17 protein-coding genes are annotated in these 18,921 nt (G+C 64.0%); 4 read left to right on the top strand and 13 right to left on the bottom strand.

Translation table 11 applies throughout. The annotated features are described in order from the left end of the window. Positions 1-2 precede the first annotated feature (2 nt). The 13 genes from FSO04_RS12360 to FSO04_RS12300 all read right to left on the bottom strand — a co-directional run bounded on the left by FSO04_RS12360 (position 3) and on the right by FSO04_RS12300 (position 13,868). A complete protein-coding gene (locus FSO04_RS12360) occupies positions 3-1,199 on the bottom strand; it encodes a beta-ketoacyl-[acyl-carrier-protein] synthase family protein (RefSeq protein WP_154559948.1) in 1,197 nt (398 codons plus the stop codon). Continuing rightward, entirely contained in the window at positions 1,196-3,607 is a 2,412-nt protein-coding gene (locus FSO04_RS12355) for an MMPL family transporter (RefSeq protein ID WP_154559947.1), read from the bottom strand. Before FSO04_RS12355 ends, FSO04_RS12360 begins: the two co-directional genes overlap by 4 nt. Then, the gene (locus tag FSO04_RS12350) at positions 3,607-4,299 is read right to left on the bottom strand and encodes a LolA family protein (protein ID WP_154559946.1); all 693 of its coding nucleotides are present in this window, start codon (positions 4,297-4,299) and stop codon (positions 3,607-3,609) included. Before FSO04_RS12350 ends, FSO04_RS12355 begins: the two co-directional genes overlap by 1 nt. Further along, positions 4,287-4,718, bottom strand: coding sequence for an acyl-CoA thioesterase (locus FSO04_RS12345; RefSeq protein ID WP_154559945.1), 432 nt, complete (start codon positions 4,716-4,718; stop codon positions 4,287-4,289). Before FSO04_RS12345 ends, FSO04_RS12350 begins: the two co-directional genes overlap by 13 nt. Further along, positions 4,715-6,337 carry an HAL/PAL/TAL family ammonia-lyase gene (locus FSO04_RS12340; protein ID WP_154559944.1) on the bottom strand — a complete coding sequence of 541 codons (1,623 nt, stop codon included), beginning with the start codon at positions 6,335-6,337 and terminating at the stop codon, positions 4,715-4,717. The genes FSO04_RS12345 and FSO04_RS12340 overlap by 4 nt, the downstream gene beginning before the upstream one ends. Then, positions 6,324-8,111, bottom strand: coding sequence for a glycosyltransferase family 2 protein (locus tag FSO04_RS12335; RefSeq protein ID WP_154559979.1), 1,788 nt, complete (start codon positions 8,109-8,111; stop codon positions 6,324-6,326). The genes FSO04_RS12340 and FSO04_RS12335 overlap by 14 nt, the downstream gene beginning before the upstream one ends. Continuing rightward, positions 8,111-9,841 carry an ApeI family dehydratase gene (locus FSO04_RS12330; RefSeq protein WP_154559943.1) on the bottom strand — a complete coding sequence of 577 codons (1,731 nt, stop codon included), beginning with the start codon at positions 9,839-9,841 and terminating at the stop codon, positions 8,111-8,113. Before FSO04_RS12330 ends, FSO04_RS12335 begins: the two co-directional genes overlap by 1 nt. After that, complete coding sequence (locus FSO04_RS12325; protein ID WP_154559942.1) at positions 9,838-10,500, bottom strand: COG4648 family protein; 663 nt, start codon at positions 10,498-10,500, stop codon at positions 9,838-9,840. Before FSO04_RS12325 ends, FSO04_RS12330 begins: the two co-directional genes overlap by 4 nt. Further along, positions 10,500-10,751, bottom strand: coding sequence for an acyl carrier protein (locus FSO04_RS12320; RefSeq protein WP_020069032.1), 252 nt, complete (start codon positions 10,749-10,751; stop codon positions 10,500-10,502). The genes FSO04_RS12325 and FSO04_RS12320 overlap by 1 nt, the downstream gene beginning before the upstream one ends. A gap of 2 nt (positions 10,752-10,753) precedes the next feature. Beyond that, entirely contained in the window at positions 10,754-11,053 is a 300-nt protein-coding gene (locus FSO04_RS12315) for a phosphopantetheine-binding protein (protein WP_154559941.1), read from the bottom strand. Continuing rightward, positions 11,028-11,822, bottom strand: a complete 795-nt coding sequence (locus tag FSO04_RS12310; protein ID WP_093639093.1) for a lysophospholipid acyltransferase family protein — start codon at positions 11,820-11,822, stop codon at positions 11,028-11,030. The genes FSO04_RS12315 and FSO04_RS12310 overlap by 26 nt, the downstream gene beginning before the upstream one ends. After that, complete coding sequence (locus tag FSO04_RS12305; RefSeq protein WP_154559940.1) at positions 11,806-12,585, bottom strand: beta-ketoacyl synthase chain length factor; 780 nt, start codon at positions 12,583-12,585, stop codon at positions 11,806-11,808. The genes FSO04_RS12310 and FSO04_RS12305 overlap by 17 nt, the downstream gene beginning before the upstream one ends. Positions 12,586-13,169: 584 nt before the next feature. Continuing rightward, on the bottom strand, positions 13,170-13,868 hold the full coding sequence (locus tag FSO04_RS12300) for a DUF4136 domain-containing protein (protein WP_154559939.1): 699 nt from the start codon (positions 13,866-13,868) through the stop codon (positions 13,170-13,172). Between the two features lie 216 nt (positions 13,869-14,084). On the opposite strand from FSO04_RS12300, the gene pepN reads away from it, so the two are divergent. The 4 genes from pepN to FSO04_RS12280 all read left to right on the top strand — a co-directional run bounded on the left by pepN (position 14,085) and on the right by FSO04_RS12280 (position 18,870). Beyond that, positions 14,085-16,781 carry an aminopeptidase N gene (pepN, locus tag FSO04_RS12295; protein ID WP_154559938.1) on the top strand — a complete coding sequence of 899 codons (2,697 nt, stop codon included), beginning with the start codon at positions 14,085-14,087 and terminating at the stop codon, positions 16,779-16,781. Positions 16,782-16,977: 196 nt separating this feature from the next. Beyond that, complete coding sequence (locus tag FSO04_RS12290) at positions 16,978-17,259, top strand: type II toxin-antitoxin system RelE/ParE family toxin (protein WP_154559937.1); 282 nt, start codon at positions 16,978-16,980, stop codon at positions 17,257-17,259. A gap of 16 nt (positions 17,260-17,275) precedes the next feature. Beyond that, the gene (locus FSO04_RS12285) at positions 17,276-17,731 is read left to right on the top strand and encodes a HigA family addiction module antitoxin (RefSeq protein WP_154559936.1); all 456 of its coding nucleotides are present in this window, start codon (positions 17,276-17,278) and stop codon (positions 17,729-17,731) included. Between the two features lie 122 nt (positions 17,732-17,853). Next, the gene (locus tag FSO04_RS12280) at positions 17,854-18,870 is read left to right on the top strand and encodes a class 1 fructose-bisphosphatase (protein ID WP_054037301.1); all 1,017 of its coding nucleotides are present in this window, start codon (positions 17,854-17,856) and stop codon (positions 18,868-18,870) included. The last annotated feature ends 51 nt before the right edge of the window (positions 18,871-18,921 follow it).

Raw genomic sequence — 18,921 nt, 5'->3', positions numbered from 1 at the left:
CGTCACCGTCCCAGGATCAGGCTGACATTGCTGCCGCCGAACGCAAACGAATTGCTCATCACGTACTGCGGTCCCGTGCCTTGCGGCAAAAAGCGTTCGGTTTCGACCAGGTCGAGCACCGGTAACGCGGGATCGGCAGCGCCGTCCCACAGATGACGCGGCAGCGGCACGGGTTGCGACTCATTCGCGCGTGCCAGCGTCAACCACGCGAAGGCGAGTTCGGTCGCGCCCGCCGCGCCGAGTTGGTGACCCGTCAGCGGCTTGGTGCCGCTCGTCGCCACGCCGTTGGGGAAGACACGCGCCATCAGCTTCGCTTCCATGTCGTCGTTCTTGCGTGTGGCGGTGGCATGCAGATTCACATAGCCGATTGCCGACGATGCGATGCCCGCGTCGGCCAACGCCGCTTGCAGCGCGAGTTCGCCGCCCACGCCTTGGGGGTCCGGCGAGGAAATATGATGCGCATCGCTCGATTCGCCGACACCCGCGAGGCGTACTGCCGCTTCTTCGCGGCTCATCAGGAACACGGCTGCGCCTTCGCCGACGTTGATCCCGCAGCGATTGCGGCTCATCGGATTGCTGCGCACACCGCTGGTCGATTCGAGCGAGGCGAAACCCTGCACCGTCAACTCGCACAGCGAATCGACGCCCCCCACCACCACCGCGTCGCACAGCCGCAATTGCAGCAGACGGCGCGCCGACGCAAAGGCCTTCGCGCTCGAAGTGCAAGCGGTCGAGATCGTGAATGCCGGGCCCTGCACGCCGAGCGCGGCGGCGGCGAACGGCGCGGCGGTGCCGATCTCCATCTGCCGGTAATTGAAATTGGCGGGCAGGTCGCCCGCTTGCGCGTGATAGACGAACGCGGCTTCGGCCGCTTCGATACCCGACGTGCTGGTGCCGAGCACCACGCCGATCCGATGCGCGCCGTAACGCTCGCGCGCCGCGTCGACCGCGGGCGCGATCTGTGTCAGCGCGGCCAGCAGCAAGCGGTTGTTGCGGCAGTCGTACCGTGCGAGCCCGGCGGGCGGCGCAATATCGAGCGGCGTGAGTACGCTGCCGACAAACGCTTCGCCAATGCCCGTATGCGCGTGCGCCATACCGGGTGCGTGACCGGCGGCAAGCGCCGGGACGATTGCATCGAGGTCGCCGCCGAGCGCATTGATCATGCCGAGCGCGTGCAAATAAACTGATGGCGCCTTCATGCGGCCCTCCTTGATTCCGATGGCATGCCGATCGGTGCGAGCAGCACCGATACGAGGATGCCGAGCGCGAGCGTGGCGCCGAAACTCTTCAGCGCGGGCATCGCGCTCATGCCGAGCATGCCGAACGACAACAGCGTGGTGGCCGATGACAGCAGCACGCCGGTCCACACCGCGCCGAGATCCGCGTCCGCGCGCAAACAGCCTTCGCGCAGAAACACCGCATAGTTTGCGCCAACGCCGAGCACCAGCATCAGCGCGAGCCAGTTGAACAGATTGAGCGGCACGTGAACGTAGCCGAACACCGCGAGCGTGACGACGACCGCGAGCAGCACCGGCAGCGTCACGGCAATGCCGCCGCGCGCGCGGTAGCGCAGCATCAGCAGGACGAGCACGAGCGCGAGCGCACCGCCGAGCCACCACCCGCTGTCCACGCGATACGCGCCGAACAGCTTCGAGACGCTCGCCGCCTTGTCGACGAATACGACGCCGGGCAGCGCCTGCGCGGTGGCGATCAGCGCGGGTTCGTTCTGCGGCGTCACGCCTTGTGGAATCACGACCGCCGCATACGCTTTGGTGGCCGAATCGACTTCACCCAGCCACAGATGCCTGTAGGGCTGCGACCACGGTGCGGCGAGCCATGTGTCGACCGTAAGCAGCGGCTGCGGTTTCGCATACGCAGCGAGCCAGGCATCGGCGACTTCGTCTTTAAAGCCCGCCTGCAGCAGCGTCGCACGCAATGCCGCGGGATCGTTGAATACGTGCTGCGCAAGCAATGCACGGTCTTCGTTTTGCTGCTTCGCGGACGGCACGAACTGCGCCACCGACTGATAGCTGCCGACCTTGTTCGCCGTGCCGCTCAACCCGTCGAGCTTCGCGCCCAGCGCTTCGGCGCGCTGCAAGACGATTTCCGGCGTCTCGCCACGCACGACAAAAAACTGCGCGCTGTTATCGACACCCACCGCCGCGCGCACCTGGTCTTCCTGCGCGACCAGCGAAGGATCACGCTGGATCAGCAGATGGATATCGTCGTCGCTCGTCAGACGCAACCAGCCGGGAATCGCCAAGATCAGCAACAGCGCCGCGACGAACCATGCGCGCTTGCCGCCGATCGTGCGATGCCAGACCGTCAGCACACGCGCCGCACCAGCGAACAGGCGCCGCGGGCCGCGCTTCGGCGGGTGCGTGAGCAGCGCGGGCAACAACCACAGCACGGAGGCATACGCCGTCACAATGCCTGCCATCGCGAAGCATGCAATCTGCTTGAGCGCGGGGAACGGCACCCACGTGAGGATCGCGTAGCCGAGCAGACTGGTGGCAAGCGCAACCGTCAAAGCCGGACGTACCGCACGCGCACCACGGCGCGAATCCCAATCGCGCTCCGCGCCGAGATAGACCACGAAATACTGAATCGAATAATCGACCGCTTCGCCGATCAGGCTCGCGCCGAACACCAGCGTCAACAGATGCAATTGACCGAACATCAGCATCGTGACCGCGAGCGCACATACGATGCCGAGCGCCGTCGAAACGAAACCGAGCAGCAACAGACGCGGCGAGCGGAACACCCACATCATCAGCAACGCAATCCCGCACAGCGACGCGACGCCGATCAGATGCACCTCGTGTTCCGATGCGCTACGTGCCGACTCCGCGTAGAACACCGCCCCGGTTCTCGCCACCGACACTTCGGGGAACGCCTGCTTCAAGGCGCTTTCGCCTTGCGCGAGCGCGGCGAGCACGGCGTGCTGCGTCTTCGATTCGTAGGCCGAGCCCGGCAGCGTGGCGACGATCAGCACACTGGTCGCAGCACCGCGATGCGCCACCAGCATGTTGTCTTCGAGTTCGAGATTCGACGTGGCGACCGGCAAACCGCCGAGCCAGTGTTCGAGCCAACCGAACGGATCGTCGGCGAGCGGCGTGGTCAGGCCGCCGTGCAATGGGCTGTAGATGCGCTGCGCGAGTGCGTCATGCAGCGCGGGGCTTGCCGCATTGCTCTGCGCGAGTGCCGCGCCGTCAACGGGCGCCAGCAAACCGAACCGATACGGCATATACAACGCGGCGATCTGTGACAGATCGAACGGCGGCAACTCCGCCGTCACCGAGCCGAACGCCCCGCTCTTCTGCAACGATGCGCCGAGTTGTTTCGCTGCCGCTTTGGCGTGCGCGTCATCGTTGCTGGTGACCAGAAAAACCGTGCGGTCGCCCAGCGCGCTCGCCAGCGTATCGACCGCCTTCTCGGCGACCGGATCCGCTTCCGTGGCAGGCAGCAACGCCAGCAGATTGGTCTGCAGCGGCGAAGGTCCCGCGAAACGCCAGCCGCAATACAGCACCGCGGCGAGCGCGAGCAGCAGCCACGCGGCGCGCATGCCCCACGCCTGTTTCGCGGACCGCTGTTGCAGCACCAGCATTACGGCGCTCCGAGCAGGCTGCGCTCAGCCGGCGTTGGTTCGGTCACCGCTGCGCTTTTAGCAAAGTCGAGTTTTGTGATGTCGCCGTTCGCGAGCGTGATGCGCAGGCTTTGAAGATAGTCGCCGCCGTTCATCTGCAAAACTTTGATCGACTGCGCGATCTGCGGCTGGTTCGGCGTGAGTTGCATGCGCCACTGCGCGGCGCTGCCTTCGGCCTGCACGTCGAATTGCGAATACAGCGCCGACAGATCGCCGCCGAGCATCGCGCGCATCATCTTCGAAACCTGCGCGACGCCGCGTGTGCCCTGGGCACTGTGAGCCGTCACGCGCTGGCCGTTGGTGTCGACTTCGGCGACGCCCGCATCGGTGATCACGTAGGTGGCTTTGTACGGCGTGTCGATCTGCCAGATCACGCCACGATCGCGGAAGAACAGCAGTGAACCCGTGCTGACGAGCGGCTGCTTCATCGCCGCGAGCGTTTGCGTTTGCGTGAATTGCGCGCGGACGCCCTTGGCCTGCGCGAGATGGGAGGCGATCTGCGAAACGAGAGCGGGGTTGCCGGCGGACTGTGCAGTTTCAGCCGCAGACGCCACAGTCGGCCATGCTGCCAGACTCGATACACTCAATACGCTTAGCGTGCCTAGCGCGAGAAACCCGCCCGCTGCCACACCGCGCAAGTTCATCGTCCCCATACACGCTCCAGCTTTTCGAATACGACGGGCGGTGACACGAACTGCAATTCCTGCGTCGCGGCATCGACTGCGACCTGGATCGTGTAGCCCTTCGTCAATCGCGTACCGGATGCGCAATCGACAATTTCATAGCCTATTTTCAGGCGGTTTTCGTGTTCGAGCAGTTGCGTGCGCACTTCGAGCGCCTGGCCGTAGGTGGCCGGGCGCACATACTTCAGATGCGCCTCGACGATCGGCCATAGGTAACCCGAGGCCTGCATCTCGCGGTAGTCGTAGTCGAAGGTGCGCAGGAGCGCCGCGCGGCCGATCTCGAAGTACTTAAGATAGTGGCCATGCCAGCACACGTTCATCGCGTCGACGTCGTGAAACGGCACTTCGACCATCGCGCTGGCTGTCAGCACTTTAGGGGAGCCGGTCATGCGTGCAATCCTCCCCGATAGTCGTTCAACAAATCGCACGCGGCGATGCGCGCAGTCAGCGCGCGCAGGTCGCTTTCCAGCGCGCGGTCCTCGTCGACGAACGGCGACTGCGCCGTCACGCTATCGATGAATACTTGTAGCGGCGCGGGAACCGGCGTGGTGCTGTCGATCTTCAACCGCAGGCGCGCGGCTTGCACCGTCGCCAGCGTATGCGCGGCGGCGACCTGCTCGGTCAACTCCAGCACGCGCAAACAGTCGCGCGCAGCGATCGTGCCCATGCTGACCTTGTCCTGATTGTGCGCCTCAGTCGAACGCGAGAACACGCTCGCGGGCATCGTGTTCTTCAACGCTTCGGCCGTCCATGCGGACGACGAAATCTGCACCGCCTTGAAACCGTGATTGATCGCGGCGCGCGCGGGCGCCGCACCCGACAGGTTGCGCGGCAAGCCGTTGTTGAAATTCACGTCGACCAGCAATGCAAGCTGCCGGTCCATCAGATCGGCGAGATTGGCGACCGCGACTTTCAGCGAGTCCATCGCGAACGCGATATGGCCGCCGTAGAAGTTGCCGCCGTGCAGCACGCGCTCGTTGTCGGGATCGATCAGCGGGTTGTCGTTCGCGCTGTTCAGTTCGTTCTCGACATCGCGGCGCACCCACGACAAGGCATCGCGAGCAACGCCGATCACATGCGGCGCGCAGCGAATCGAATAGCGATCCTGCAGACGATGCCCCGGCGTATCGTCGCGCCCGCTCAGATCGTCGCGAATCCACGCCGCGGCTTCAGCCTGGCCTGCATGCGGCTTCACTTCGAACAGCATCGCGTCGAAGTGCGCGGCACGGCCGTCGAGTGCAACGGTACAGAGCGCGGTGAGACGTGCGGTGAGGCGCGTCAGATGATCGGCACGCGCGAATGCGAGACAGGCGAGGCCCGTCATCACCGCGGTGCCGTTCATCAGCGCGAGGCCTTCTTTCGGCGCGAGCGTCAGCGGCTCGTGACCCAGTTCGGTCCAGACCTCGCGCACGTTGCGCAGACTGTCTTCGAACATCACATCGCGTTCACCCGCGAGCGCGGCGGCCACATACGAGAGCGGCGTCAAGTCGCCGCTTGCACCGACCGAGCCTTCCGACGGAATGCGCGGCAACACGCGATGATTGATCAGATCGGCAAGGCGTTCGAGCAACACCGGGCGTACGCCGGAGAAACCGTAGGCCAGCGAGTTGAGTCGCGCGGCGATCACCGCGAGCGTTTGCGCGTCGTCGAGATACTGGCCCATTCCGCAGCCGTGGTAACGCGTCAGTTGCAACGGCAAGGCTTCGACGAGTTCCATCGGCACGTCGACCACGCACGCGTCGCCATAGCCGGTGTTGACGCCGTACACGGTCGCGCCCGATGCCAGATGCCGGCGCAGAAAATCCGCGCCGCGCTGGATGCGCGCACGCCACGCCGGATCGGCGCTCAACGCAACTGGTGCGCGATGGTGGGCGATCGCAACGACTTCTTCGATCGTCAGCTTGCGGCCGCCGATCGTTACCGCCGCCGCCGCGTTTGCGTTTGCGTTCCCGCGGGCATTCTCACTTGAGCTAGCGCTCTGCGCCTCGATCAGATCATGTTCGGCCATGTGTGCCTCGCTTGGGGCTGGCCCAGAAATCGAAGAAATTGAACCATTGATAGGGTGCCTTGCGGCAATAGTGTTCGAGGCGCGCCGCGTAACGCTGCGCCCACGCGGCAAGATGCTGCGCGCGTTCGCGGCGCGGCAACTCGATGCGCTCGGCGAACGGTTCGAAATACAGACGATAGCCGTCGCGCTCTTTCAGACAGAAGAACAGATAGACAGGGCAGCCCAACGCATGGGCGAGCACGTAGGGGCCTTGCGCGAACGGGGCGGTCGAGCCGAGAAATTGCGCTTCGGTCGTGCGGCCCGCTTCGTGTGCCGGCACGCGGTCGCCGACGATCACCAGCAGCTCGCCCGCATCGACGCGCTCCTGCATCATCATGGCGGTCTCGGGACCGAAGTCGCTGACTTCGAGTAGATGCCGCGCGAACTGGCTATTCGCCGAAGCCAGTACGCTATTGAAGCGCCGCGCGTGTTCGGTGTAGACCACGGCAGTGACTTTCGCGTAGGCGCCCTGCGCGGCGAGCGCGCGGGTCATTTCCAGATTGCCGAGATGCGCGCCGATCACGAGCGCACCTTTGCCGCTTGCGACCAATGCTTCGAATGCCGATGGGTCTTCGAATTTGACGTCGGCGTTGTTGACGCGGCCAGACCATGCCGCGAGCTTATCGAAGCCCGATTGCGCGAACGCCAGCATGTGGCGATAGGCGGACAGCCAACCCGGACGCGGCGTATCGCCGTGCGGTGCGGCTTCGCCAAGACGCGTGAAGTAGTTGCTCGACGCCTCGCGTGCGGCGCGGCCCGTCAGCAGAAAATACGCGACGATCGGATGCAGCCAGAGCGCCGTGAAACGGCGGCCGAACAGCTTGCAACTGAGCGCGAGCAAGGACATGCCCAGATGGCTGCCGCGTTCGGCGATCCGCCACCAGTCCTGGGGGCTTTGTTCGTTTTGCTCAGCGTGCTGGCCGGGTTCGCTCAGGTTGCCCGGCTTGCCCGGTTCGCTCTGCTTAACCGCCTCACTTGCGATCGCCAGACGGCGTGGCATCACTTTGTGCGCGAGCAGCATCGGCAGACGCCACAGCATGCCGAACACGAGGCGCGTGTGGCTGCGGCTGATGCGCACGTTGTCCCACAGCACGTCGAAATGCGAGACGCCATCGCTTGCATAGGTGACGCGCGTCGGAATCGAGCGGAACGCGGCGCGCCGCCAGTACAAACGCACGAGAATTTCGATGTCGAAGTCCATGCGCGTCGGCAGTTGCACGCTGTCGATCAGCTCGCAGGCCAGCGCCAGCGGATACAGACGGAAGCCGCACATCGAATCGCGGATCGTCAGCGAGAGCGTTTCGATCCACACCCATACGTGCGTCAGATAACGGCCGTAGAGGCGCGATTTCGGCACGCTCTCGTCGTAGACCGGGCGGCCGAGGATCACCGCGCCCGGTTCGGCGAGCGCCGCTTCGATGAAACGTGGCACATCGGTCGCGTCGTGCTGGCCGTCGGCGTCGATCTGCAGAGCGTGCGTGTACTCCGCAGTGCGCGCGGCGCGCAGTCCCGCCATCACGGCCGCGCCCTTGCCGCCGTTAACTGGCAAACGCAGCAGCGTGAGCTGCCCCGCGTACTGTTGCGCGAGTGAGGCGAGCACCTGCTGGGTCGCCTCGTCGCTGCCGTCGTCGACGACAAAGATCGGCAAGCCGTGCACCGCGAGATGGGCAACGGTCGCGTCGACCGCGTCCTTGTGGTTGTAAATCGGAATAACGATGCAAGGAGCGAAGCGCATCATGCAGGCTCCCGATACACGATCACGCCCGATGCGCATTCACGCCCGCTCAGCCGGTACGCGAACTGCACGCGGCCACGCGCTGCGTCGTGTGCGAGCGTGAGATTCAGCACCGCGCCCGGCGGCACCGGCGCCATGAACTTGAGACGGTCGACCGATGCCAGCGCGCGCACGGCCGGCACGTGTTCGGCCGCCAGATGCATCGCCCAATGCACCTGGACCACGCCCGGCAAAATCGGCAGACCGGGGAAGTGGCCGGCGAAATGCACAAGCGTCGGCGGCACGCGCAGTTCGTAATGCAACGTGTCGGCACTGCGAGCTTCGGCGAGCACTTCCACGCCGTCCGCGCGCGGCTCGAATGCCGCCGCGACCGCAGCCACCGGCAGTTTGCCGCGCGCGTCGAACGGCAATGTGAGGCGAAAACGCCAGTGACGCGGCAGCACCACCACATCGAAATAGGCAGCGAGATGCCGGCGCAGGGTTTGCGCGAGCAGCACACGGCCTTCGTCCCGCAATGCCTCGCAGCCGGCTTCCGTCAGCGCCACGACGGCGCCGACGCGCTCGCGCGAGGCGCCTTCAAGCGGCACGATCGCCGCTTGCGCGACATACGGATGCAGCGCGAGACGCGCTTCGAGCTCCGGCAGCGACACGCGCTTGCCGTCCAGCTTGAGCACGCGATCGAGCCGACCTTGCAGGCGGAAGCGGCCATCGGCGTCGAACGCGATCTTGTCGTCCGTGCGATGCCAGCCGGTGTGATCGAGATGCGGCGAGCGGACGTTCAGCGCGCCGTCTTCGTCGCGGCGCACTTCAATGCCGACGACCGGCTGCCAGGCATCAGTCTGATCCTGACGACGCCACGCGATGCCACCGGTTTCCGTACTGCCGTAGATTTCGAGCGGCGCAGCGCCATAAGCGGCGGCGTATTCCTGCGCGGCTTCCAGGGTGAGCGGGCCGCCCGAAGAAAAGAATGCGCGCGGCGCCGGCGTCAACGCGGCGAAACCAGGCAACGCGGGCCAACGCGACAACTGCGCGGGCGTCGAGACAACCACCGTCGCGCCGCATTGCTCGATCTGCGTTTGCAGATGCAAGGGCTCGATGCTGATCGCGCGGTCGAACGCGCGGCCCGCTGCAAGCGGCCACAGCACGCGAAACAGCAAACCGTAAATGTGATGATGCGGCACGCTCGCGAGCATCGTCGCATCGCCGACCAAAGCGCCCCACTGTTTTTCGAGCGTGTGCACTTCGGCGTTGAATTGCGCGAGGGTCTTGCGGATCGGCTTGGGGGCGCCGCTGCTGCCGGAGGTGTAGAGCGTCAACGGAGCTTGCGGATCGATCGTGTGCGAGGCGCCTGGCGTGTGTGTGGCATCGGCATCGGCATCGGCATCGGCATCGGCATCGGCGTCTCGCACACCGCGCGGCAGATCGGCGTCGGTCAGCACGGCGTCGTACGCGTCGGCAAGATCGGCGAGATAGCCCGGCGTCGCATTGGCCGGAATCACCGGCTCTTTGCCGCACGCGAACAGCGCAAACAGCGCGCAGGCGAAATCGAACGGATCGTCGATGCATAACGCGTAGCGGCGCGCGTCTTGCGTTTGCATCAGCGTGACCAGAGCCGACACGCGCGCGCGAAACGCTGCGCGGTCGAGCACCGTCGCGCCGTCGCGGCATACCGGCGCATTCACAATGGCGGCCCCATGGCCCGCGGACAACAGATCATGCAGCGCAATCATGCCGCCTCCGAACGCGCGGCTCGCGGCAACACCACCAGATAACGCCAGATGACCTCGGCCACCAGCAGCACGCCGATCAACCCATACGCAATCGCGCCGTTATAGAGCGACCAGTTTGCGCGGCTCCAATAGAACGCCGTATAAGCGGAGAACGCGCCGTTCAGCGCGAAGAAAACACACCACACCTGGGTCACACGCCACGTATGGCGCACGGCGCCAGGTGGCAGATCCGGATTGCCCAGCCGCGCGAATTTTTCGATCATCGACGGCCCGCGCACCAGCGTCGCACCGAACGCGATCAACAGGCCCAGATTGACGAGCGACGGATAGAGGCGCAGCAGCAGCTCGCTGTTGGTGAACACGATCGCCGCCGAGGCGCAGCTCAGCAAGCCGACCACGGTCCAGTCGATCGTGGAGAGCCGGCGCAGCGAGGTTGCGACCGGACCACTGCCGGCCCAGCGTTGCAGCCACAGAATCGCAAACAGCATGCAGCCGACATAGCGCGGCGTGTCCCAGCGCCAGGCACACAGAATCAACGCGGGATATGCGAGTTTCAGCAGGACCTGCACCACCGTTTTGGCCCAGTGGCGCTCAGTGCCGGGCGATGCCTCGGCGGGCCGACTCGCCGCCGCTTGCATTCGCGAACGCACGGATGGCATCAGCCTTGTGCCGCCAGCAGGGACTCGACCGCACCGATCACATCGCCGACCGTGCGCACCGACTTGAATTCTTCCGGCTTGATGCGGCGGCCGGTCATTTCCTGCAGTTTGATCGCGAGGTCGACGGCGTCGATACTGTCGAGATCGAGGTCTTCGAAGAGATGTGCGTCGGGCGTCACGCGCTCCGGCTCGATCGCGAAGTTCTCTTTGAAGATGGCGCGGATGCGTTCAAGAATCTCTGCCTCGGACACGATTAATCCCCTTTTATTGTGGTTTCGTTCACAGCATGCGCCGTTTCGCGTTGACTCGCGACCAGCGCGGCCAGCGTGCTGATCGAGCGGAAGTGTTCGCGGGTGCGTTCGTCGTTCGCTGCGATGGTCAGTTGGTATTGTTTGCGCAGCACGATGCCGATCTCGAGCGCGTCGATCGAGTCGAGACCGATGCCGTCGGTATCGAACAACGGGGCGTCGTCGTCGATATCGGCCGGGCTCAGGTCTTCCAGATCGAGGGCTTCGATCAGAAGCTGTTTAATTTCCAGTTTTAAAGAATCCATAATCGAACAGGTGCTGAGTAATGTGGGCTTCGATGGCGCTGGTCACGCTGCGCGCCGCGAGAGACGGTGAAGTGTCGTGGTCGGCGAGTTGCTCGACGCCAAGCGGCTCGAGCACGTTCACCCGGATCCGGAAAGCGCGCGCCGGCACGTCGTACCAGCGCATCTGCTTGGTGAACGCTGGCGGATCGCAGTCCATCAGCACCGGCACGATCGGCGCGCCGACCTTCAACGCCATGTGCGCGAACCCGCGTGAAAACGCGTGCAGCCGGTTCGGCGCGGGGCTGCGCGTGCCCTCGGGAAAAATAATCATCGTGTAGCCCGCTGCTAGCTGCCGCGCGCCGGCTTCGACGAGCTCCGAGGGATCGGCGTTGCTCACATATTCCGCCGAGCGCACGATTCCCCAGAAACACGGGTTGCCCCAGTGCGCGTTTTTCACCACGCAACAGGCGCGCGGCGTGAGCGACAACAACACCATCACGTCCAGGTACGTCGGGTGATTGGCGACCACGATCGCCGGGCCGCCGGCGCGCAATGCCTGCCCACCCGATACCTCGAGCTCCATCACACCGATGCGCTGCAACACCGCGACCAGTGCGCGGAAAAACCAGTGAATCACGGTCGTCACCACGCGCTGACGCGACGCCCGGTGCGGCCACAGCCACGCGAGCGGGAACACCAGCACCGAAAACAGCACGCCGCAGATGCCGAACACCACGAAGGCCATGCCTGTCGCACAGAACCGCCAAACGTAATCAAGCCGCGCGTTCATGCCACCTCCAATGCCAGGCCGCGCCGGCGCCTTGCCAGACGGCGGGCCTGCCCGTTTCCAGACAGTGCTGCAGCGCCTGGCTCTGGGTCGCGAAACTTTCTTCCGCGCTTGCCTCCGCGCTTGCCACCGCGGTTGCCACCGCAGTTGCCATATTCCCCGCGTCTGCGTGATTTGCCTCCTGCGCGGCCCGGGCTGCCTCCGGCTCGCCTCCGCCGGACAACGTGCAGACCAGTTGCCCCGTCGCCGCTTCGCCGTTCAGCAGGATCGCGATCGCGCCGCCCTGCACTTCGTCTTCAATCGTGCCGTACGCCGGATCGGCCGGTTCGTCAGCGTACACCAGCAATACCGGTGAGCCGGGCTGCGTTGCGTATTGCGCGTACGCTTCCAGCAACGCATAACCGAGCGTCTCGGCGCCGGCCGAGATCGCGCTGGCAGCGGAACGGTCACCGCGCGCAATGCCGAAGACACCGGTCATGGCGTTCAGCACCGACAGGCTGAAGGCGGTCGGCGAGACCGGCTCGCCCGCGCTGATGGTACGCAGGATGTCCGTGGTGCGCCGCAATTCGCCATGGCGTGAAGCGAACACGACTCTGACCTCGTCTTGCGCCACGCAGTCGTGCGCGACCTTCAGGGCGACTTTGGACAGCGTGCTCAGGCGACGCCGCACGATCGGCTCGATAAAGCCGATGTCGGGTGCGGCAGATGCGGCAGCAGGCCAGCTAGACCAGCGAGCGACCGGAATGGTCCAGTGCAGATCGGGCATATCGGTGTTCGCGCGTAGAAGCGAGGAGAGGCTGAGGGTGCCTGACGGAATACGCAGCCGTCACAGCGTATGCGCGCCGCGCGGAACGACAATCTCCAGCCGGGGGTCAATCCAATCTTCTTATATAGGGTTCAGCGATTTAACGGCACTTGGCCCCGATTATTTAGGTGCCTTTGCCAATTAGTCTGATGGATTGACTCAGGCTCCCTGTGGTCGCCGGAATCATACTGAATATTGTGGATTAAATCAGCCACAAAAGACGTATCTATCTGTATCCGTATCGCGGGTGCGACGGATGCCTGGACAACGTCAAAATATAGGCCTGGCGGCCCTTGCGCGTCCGTGAAAAGCCTGCAAAGCCGCTTGCAGCGAGCTCCGCGGGCCAGACAGGCGCTGTCGCATCCGTAAATAGACGCGAATACTTTCATTTAGCTTTCTAAACAAGTGTTTCGTTTCGGAACACTTCAATGCGTCGGTGCCGCTCTGCTGAGTTAGATGCCGCGCGTCTCCCAAATCTCACGCGCCACTTACGGGCGCTTACCCCCGCGCCGGTGTAGCGCTTATTGCACGCCCTATTGCACGCCCTATTGCACGACCTTCGCACCCGGCGCCGAAGCCGGCGCGGCCGCGGGCGCGGCGCCCGTCGTTGCGACTTCGTTCGAGATCCCACCGTTCTTGTCGACGGGAATCTTCACGGTATGGACCACGCCGTTACCGAGCGGGAAGTCAGCCAGCGCGCTGCGTGCCAGATACGGCATGGCCCTCACCAGCGACGATTCTTCGTCCGAGTTGCGCGCCGTCACGTTATAGACCTCTTTGCCACTGGCGCGCTCGGTGATCCGCACGCCGAGCAGGTGCGTGAAGATCGGGTAGCTCTGGTTCACATAGGCGGTCGGAAACGCGCCCCACGGGCCCCACGGATCGAACGGCCGGCCCCAGTACGGCGCCGGCCAGGGGTTGTAATACACCGGCTGCGCGACCGTCACCATGTCCGAGCGAATCCCGTAAGAGAGCCCGACCAGATAACGCGCCTGGGAAGTGTCGACCTGGCGGAACGCATGCGTGGCAAGCTCATTGCCGACGAGACGCTCGTAGGTGGTGAGCTCGAGATTGTTCTGCTGATCCCCCGCCCGCGTGAAGGCATAGGTACGGGTGGCGTCGTTGCCGCTCCAGTCGGAAAACGCCGTGACCTGGGAGGTCACATAGCTCGTGCAGCCGGACAACAGCACCGTCAGCGTGGCCAGCAGCAGCGTGGCGCGGCGGGTCCATCGATCGAATTTCATGGTCTACCTCGTGATGCCTGTTATTGCCATTCTTGAGCGGGTTGGCTCATGCGCATGCTTTGCTGCGCCGAGCGGCCCCGATAATACGCTGACCAGGCGAATCGGTAAAAAGTTCGACCCGCACAATCCGCCGAGCCTTTGTACAATGGCTCGACAAGCCCGGCTCGCGCGCCATAAGCACGCGTGACGGCTCGAGTCCCATCACTACAGAACGCCATGGCCGATACCGCAACGCCCAATGTGATCCGCCGCGCCGATTACGCGCCGCCCGCCTTCCTGATCGACACCGTCGCACTGGAGTTCGATCTGATCCCCGAACGCACCGTCGTCAGGAACACGATGCGGGTGCGCCGCAACCCGGACGCGTCCCACGCCGCGAATTTCGAACTGATGGGCGAACAACTCGAGTTCGTCGGCGCCACGATCGACGGCGCCCCGTTCGCCCACGCGCATGCGCACGAACACGGCCTCACGCTCGACAACGTGCCGGATAACTTTGAGCTCACGCTCACCAGCATCTGCAATCCGGCGGAAAACACCACGCTGTCGGGCCTGTATGTGTCGGGCGGCAACTTCTTCACGCAGTGCGAGGCCGAGGGCTTTCGCCGCATCACCTATTTCCTCGACCGCCCTGACGTGATGGCGACCTTCACGGTCACACTGCGCGCCAGCAAGGCCGACTATCCGGTGCTGCTGTCGAACGGCAATCTGCTCGAAGAAGGCGATCTGCCGGACGGCCGCCATTTCGCCCGCTGGGAAGATCCGTTCAGGAAGCCGAGCTATCTGTTTGCGCTGGTCGCGGGCAAGCTGGTCGCGCTCGAAGAACGCGTGAAGAGCGGCTCGGGCAAGGAAAAGCTGTTGCAGGTGTGGGTCGAACCGCACGACCTGGACAAGACCCGTCACGCCATGGATTCGCTGATCAACTCGATCCGCTGGGACGAGTCGCGCTTCGGGCTGGAACTGGATCTGGACCGTTTCATGATCGTCGCGGTGAGCGACTTCAACATGGGCGCGATGGAGAACAAGGGGCTCAACATCTTCAACACGAAGTACGTGCTGGCGAACCCCGAAACGGCAACGGACACCGACTTCGCGAACATCGAGGCGGTGGTCGGCCACGAATACTTCCACAACTGGACCGGCAACCGCGTAACGTGCCGCGACTGGTTCCAGCTAAGCCTGAAAGAAGGCCTGACGGTGTTCCGCGATCAGGAATTCTCGGCCGACATGGCGGGCGGCGCGACCGACGAAGCCGCACGCGCCACCAAACGCATCGAGGATGTGCGTGTGCTGCGCCAGATGCAATTCGCCGAAGACGCGGGTCCGATGGCGCACCCGGTGCGTCCGGAAAGCTACGTCGAGATCAACAATTTCTACACGATGACGGTCTACGAAAAAGGCTCCGAAGTCGTGCGGATGTATCAGACGCTGTTTGGCCGCGACGGTTTCCGCAAAGGCATGGACCTGTACTTCAAGCGTCACGACGGCCAGGCTGTGACCTGCGACGACTTCCGTCACGCGCTCGCCGATGCGAACGGCCGCGATCTCGCGCAATTCGAACGCTGGTACAGTCAGGCCGGCACGCCGCGCGTCTCGGTACGCACGAAGTACGACGCCGCGCAGCAACGCTACAGCGTGACGCTCACGCAAGGCTACGGCGATGCCGCGCCAGCCGCGCGTGAAACGCAAAAAGGCCCGCTGCTGATCCCGTTCGCGATCGGTTTGATCGGCAAGGACGGCCACGACATGCCGCTGCAACTGGAAAGCGAAGCCAAGGCGTCGGACGCCACAACGCGCGTGCTGGAATTCACGCAGGCCGAACAGACCTTCACGTTCGTCAACGTCGCGCAGGAACCGCTGCCCTCGCTGCTGCGCAATTTCTCGGCGCCGGTGATCGTCGAATACGACTACTCGGCCGATCAGCTCGCGTTCCTGCTAGCGCACGACAGCGACCCGTTCAACGGCTGGGAAGCCGGTCAACGGCTCGCCACGCGCGAGTTGCTGACGCTCGCCGGGCGCGCCACAACCGGCGTGCCGCTGCAGCTCGACGACTCGGTCGTCGCTGCGTTCGCGCGCGTGCTAACCGACGAAACGCTCTCGCCGTCGTTCCGCGAACTGGCATTGATGCTGCCGTCGGAAGCGTATCTGGCTGAACAGATGGCCGAATCGAACCCGGCTGCCGTACACGCCGCGCGGCAATTCGTGCGCAAGCGCCTCGCGAATGCCCTCAGGAAGGACTGGCTTGCCGTGTACGAAAAGCACCGCACGCCGGGCGCCTATGAAGCGACGCCGGAGGCTTCCGGTCATCGTGCGTTGAAGAATCTTGCGTTGTCGTATCTCGCGGAACTCGACGATCCGGCTGAAGCCGTGCGTCTTGCATCCGCGCAATACGATGCCGCCAACAACATGACCGACCGCTCGGCGGCGCTCTCGGCGTTGCTCAATGCGTCGGCGGCGAACGGCGGCAGCGTTGAGGCGCAGCAGGCGCTGGACGACTTCTACCGGCGCTTCGAAAAGGAACCGCTCGTCATCGACAAGTGGTTTGCCTTGCAAGCCACGCAACGTGGCAGCGCGCAGCGTCCGGTGATCGAGATCGTACGCAAGCTGATGGCGCACCCGGCTTTCAACCTGAAGAATCCGAACCGGGCTCGCTCGCTGATTTTCAGCTTCTGCGCGGCGAACCCCGCACAGTTCCACGCCGAAGACGGTTCGGGCTATGCGTTCTGGGCCGAGCAGGTGATCGCGCTCGACGCCATCAATCCGCAAGTGGCCGCCCGCCTCGCCCGCTCGCTGGAACTGTGGCGCCGCTTTACGCCGACACTGCGTGACGGTATGCGCGCGGCGCTGGAGAAAGTGGCGTCGCAGGTGAAGTCGCGCGACGTGCGCGAGATCGTGGAGAAAGCGTTGGCGTGACGATCGTCTGACAGCGCTTTGCGCAGCGAAAAGCCGGCACGTGTTGCCGGCTTTTTTTCGTCCTGAATTTTGCGATGAAGCGGTGTGCGGACGTCAACGTTAGCCGTCTGGACGACTGTTCGTATCGGTTCGGCGGGTGGAAAGTAAACGCATTCATTTAACGGTTTACGTTTAACGCAACGCGTTATATCATCCCATGATCACGACATTCGGCGACAAGGCCACGGCAGCAATCTTTCAGGGCAAGTTCGTGCATTCACTGCCGCTTCATATGCAGGCGCTCGCGCGCCGCAAGCTGCTCATGATCGACGCCGCCAGGTCAATCCGCAACCTGCATGCGCCGCCGGGTAATCGGCTCGAATGCTTGCAAGGCCAGCGCAGCGGGCAGTGGAGTATTCGCATCAACGCGCAGTGGCGCATTTGTTTTCACTTTGTCGACGGGGAGGCGCTGAATGTCGAAATTGTCGACTATCACTGATTATTGGGAGACCGGCATGGTCATCAAACGCTCCGAGCTGGGCAGCATCGATTTCTCCGACATCAGCACCGGCGAAAGCATCCCGGAAATCCATCCCGGCGAGATTCTGCGGTGCGAGTTCCTCGAACCGCTCGGCATGTCCGTCAACGCGCTCGCCCTTGCGCTGCGCGTACCGGCGCCGCGCATCAACGACATCGTGCGCGGCAAACGCGCCATCTCGGCCGACACCGCGCTACGGCTCGAACGCTACTTCGGCGCGAGTGCGCAGTTCTGGCTGAATCTCCAGATCGCCTACGACCTGCGTGTCGCTACCGCGGCGGCCGGGGAGCAGATCGAGCGCGAGATCGAGCCGATGCCCAAGGCGAACCGGCCCAAAATGCCGAAGGTCCCGGCCGAACACGCCCGTGCCGCCGCGCTTGCCACCCACGTGGCCGGCCATGTCACGGCCATCAAGGCTCGCCGCAAAGCCTGAGTTTCACGCGCGTTTACAGCCCTCAGCGAGGCGGGCGCACGCCCTCGTATCTCAAAAGCACGGAACCGACACAGCGAGCGGTTAAAATCGAGACATTCCCTAAGCCTTCCCGGAGTACAGCAATGGCTTTGCAACGTCGTACCACTCTCACGAAGTACCTGATCGAGCAGCAGCGCGAGACCAACAACCTGCCGGCCGACCTGCGCCTCTTGATCGAAGTCGTCGCGCGCGCGTGCAAGGCGATCAGCTACCACGTCAGCAAGGGCGCGCTGGGCGATGCGCTCGGCACCGCGGGCAGCGAGAACGTTCAGGGCGAAGTGCAGAAGAAGCTCGACATCCTGTCGAACGAAATCCTGCTCGAAGCGAATGAATGGGGCGGCAACCTGGCGGGCATGGCGTCCGAGGAAATGGAGCAGTTCTTCCCGATCCCCGCCAACTACCCGAAGGGCGAATACCTGCTGGTGTTCGATCCGCTCGACGGCTCGTCGAACATCGACGTCAACGTGTCGATCGGCACAATCTTCTCGGTGCTGCGCTGCCCGGACGGCCAGCAGCCCACCGAACAGTCGTTCCTGCAACCCGGAACGCAGCAGGTCGCGGCAGGTTATGCGGTGTACGGCCCGCAAACCGTGCTGGTGCTGACCACCGGCAACGGCGTGAACTGCTTCACACTCGACCGCGAACTGGGTTCGTGGGTACTCACGCAAAGCGATATGCGCATTCCGGTTGAAACGCGTGAATATGCGATCAACGCGTCGAACGAGCGTCACTGGTATCCGCCGGTCGAGAAATACATCGGCGAGTTGAAAGACGGCAAGGACGGTTCGCGCCAGAGCGACTTCAACATGCGCTGGATCGCATCGATGGTGGCTGACGTGCACCGTATCCTGAACCGCGGCGGCATCTTCATGTACCCGGCCGACAAGCGCACGCCGGACAAGCCGGGCAAGCTCCGCCTGATGTACGAAGCAAACCCGATGGCGTTCATCGTCGAGCAGGCCGGGGGCGCCGCGACCAACGGCGAGAAGCGGATTCTGGACATCCAGCCGAAAAGTCTGCACGAACGTGTGGCGGTGTTCCTCGGCTCGAAGAACGAAGTCGACCGCGTCACGCGCTACCATCTCGAAACAAAAAAGTGACCGCGGGGGCTTGCCAAGTTCCTGAAGAAGTCCCTATAATCTCGTTTCTCC

The organism is Paraburkholderia madseniana (genome assembly GCF_009690905.1).
In the GTDB taxonomy this organism is placed as follows: Bacteria; Pseudomonadota; Gammaproteobacteria; order Burkholderiales; family Burkholderiaceae; genus Paraburkholderia; species Paraburkholderia madseniana.
The sequence above is the reverse complement of the archived record's forward strand: the minus strand, read 5'-3'. Positions and strand labels throughout refer to the sequence as shown.

What these genes read in the sequence shown, in the direction of transcription:
- FSO04_RS12360 (WP_154559948.1), bottom strand. Translation starts at nt 1,199, where the DNA reads ATGAAGGCGCCATCAGTTTATTTGCACGCGCTCGGCATGATCAATGCG.
- FSO04_RS12355 (WP_154559947.1), bottom strand. Translation starts at nt 3,607, where the DNA reads ATGCTGGTGCTGCAACAGCGGTCCGCGAAACAGGCGTGGGGCATGCGC.
- FSO04_RS12350 (WP_154559946.1), bottom strand. Translation starts at nt 4,299, where the DNA reads ATGGGGACGATGAACTTGCGCGGTGTGGCAGCGGGCGGGTTTCTCGCG.
- FSO04_RS12345 (WP_154559945.1), bottom strand. Translation starts at nt 4,718, where the DNA reads ATGACCGGCTCCCCTAAAGTGCTGACAGCCAGCGCGATGGTCGAAGTG.
- FSO04_RS12340 (WP_154559944.1), bottom strand. Translation starts at nt 6,337, where the DNA reads ATGGCCGAACATGATCTGATCGAGGCGCAGAGCGCTAGCTCAAGTGAG.
- FSO04_RS12335 (WP_154559979.1), bottom strand. Translation starts at nt 8,111, where the DNA reads ATGCGCTTCGCTCCTTGCATCGTTATTCCGATTTACAACCACAAGGAC.
- FSO04_RS12330 (WP_154559943.1), bottom strand. Translation starts at nt 9,841, where the DNA reads ATGATTGCGCTGCATGATCTGTTGTCCGCGGGCCATGGGGCCGCCATT.
- FSO04_RS12325 (WP_154559942.1), bottom strand. Translation starts at nt 10,500, where the DNA reads ATGCCATCCGTGCGTTCGCGAATGCAAGCGGCGGCGAGTCGGCCCGCC.
- FSO04_RS12315 (WP_154559941.1), bottom strand. Translation starts at nt 11,053, where the DNA reads ATGGATTCTTTAAAACTGGAAATTAAACAGCTTCTGATCGAAGCCCTC.
- FSO04_RS12310 (WP_093639093.1), bottom strand. Translation starts at nt 11,822, where the DNA reads ATGAACGCGCGGCTTGATTACGTTTGGCGGTTCTGTGCGACAGGCATG.
- FSO04_RS12305 (WP_154559940.1), bottom strand. Translation starts at nt 12,585, where the DNA reads ATGCCCGATCTGCACTGGACCATTCCGGTCGCTCGCTGGTCTAGCTGG.
- FSO04_RS12300 (WP_154559939.1), bottom strand. Translation starts at nt 13,868, where the DNA reads ATGAAATTCGATCGATGGACCCGCCGCGCCACGCTGCTGCTGGCCACG.
- pepN (WP_154559938.1), top strand. Translation starts at nt 14,085, where the DNA reads ATGGCCGATACCGCAACGCCCAATGTGATCCGCCGCGCCGATTACGCG.
- FSO04_RS12290 (WP_154559937.1), top strand. Translation starts at nt 16,978, where the DNA reads ATGATCACGACATTCGGCGACAAGGCCACGGCAGCAATCTTTCAGGGC.
- FSO04_RS12285 (WP_154559936.1), top strand. Translation starts at nt 17,276, where the DNA reads ATGGTCATCAAACGCTCCGAGCTGGGCAGCATCGATTTCTCCGACATC.
- FSO04_RS12280 (WP_054037301.1), top strand. Translation starts at nt 17,854, where the DNA reads ATGGCTTTGCAACGTCGTACCACTCTCACGAAGTACCTGATCGAGCAG.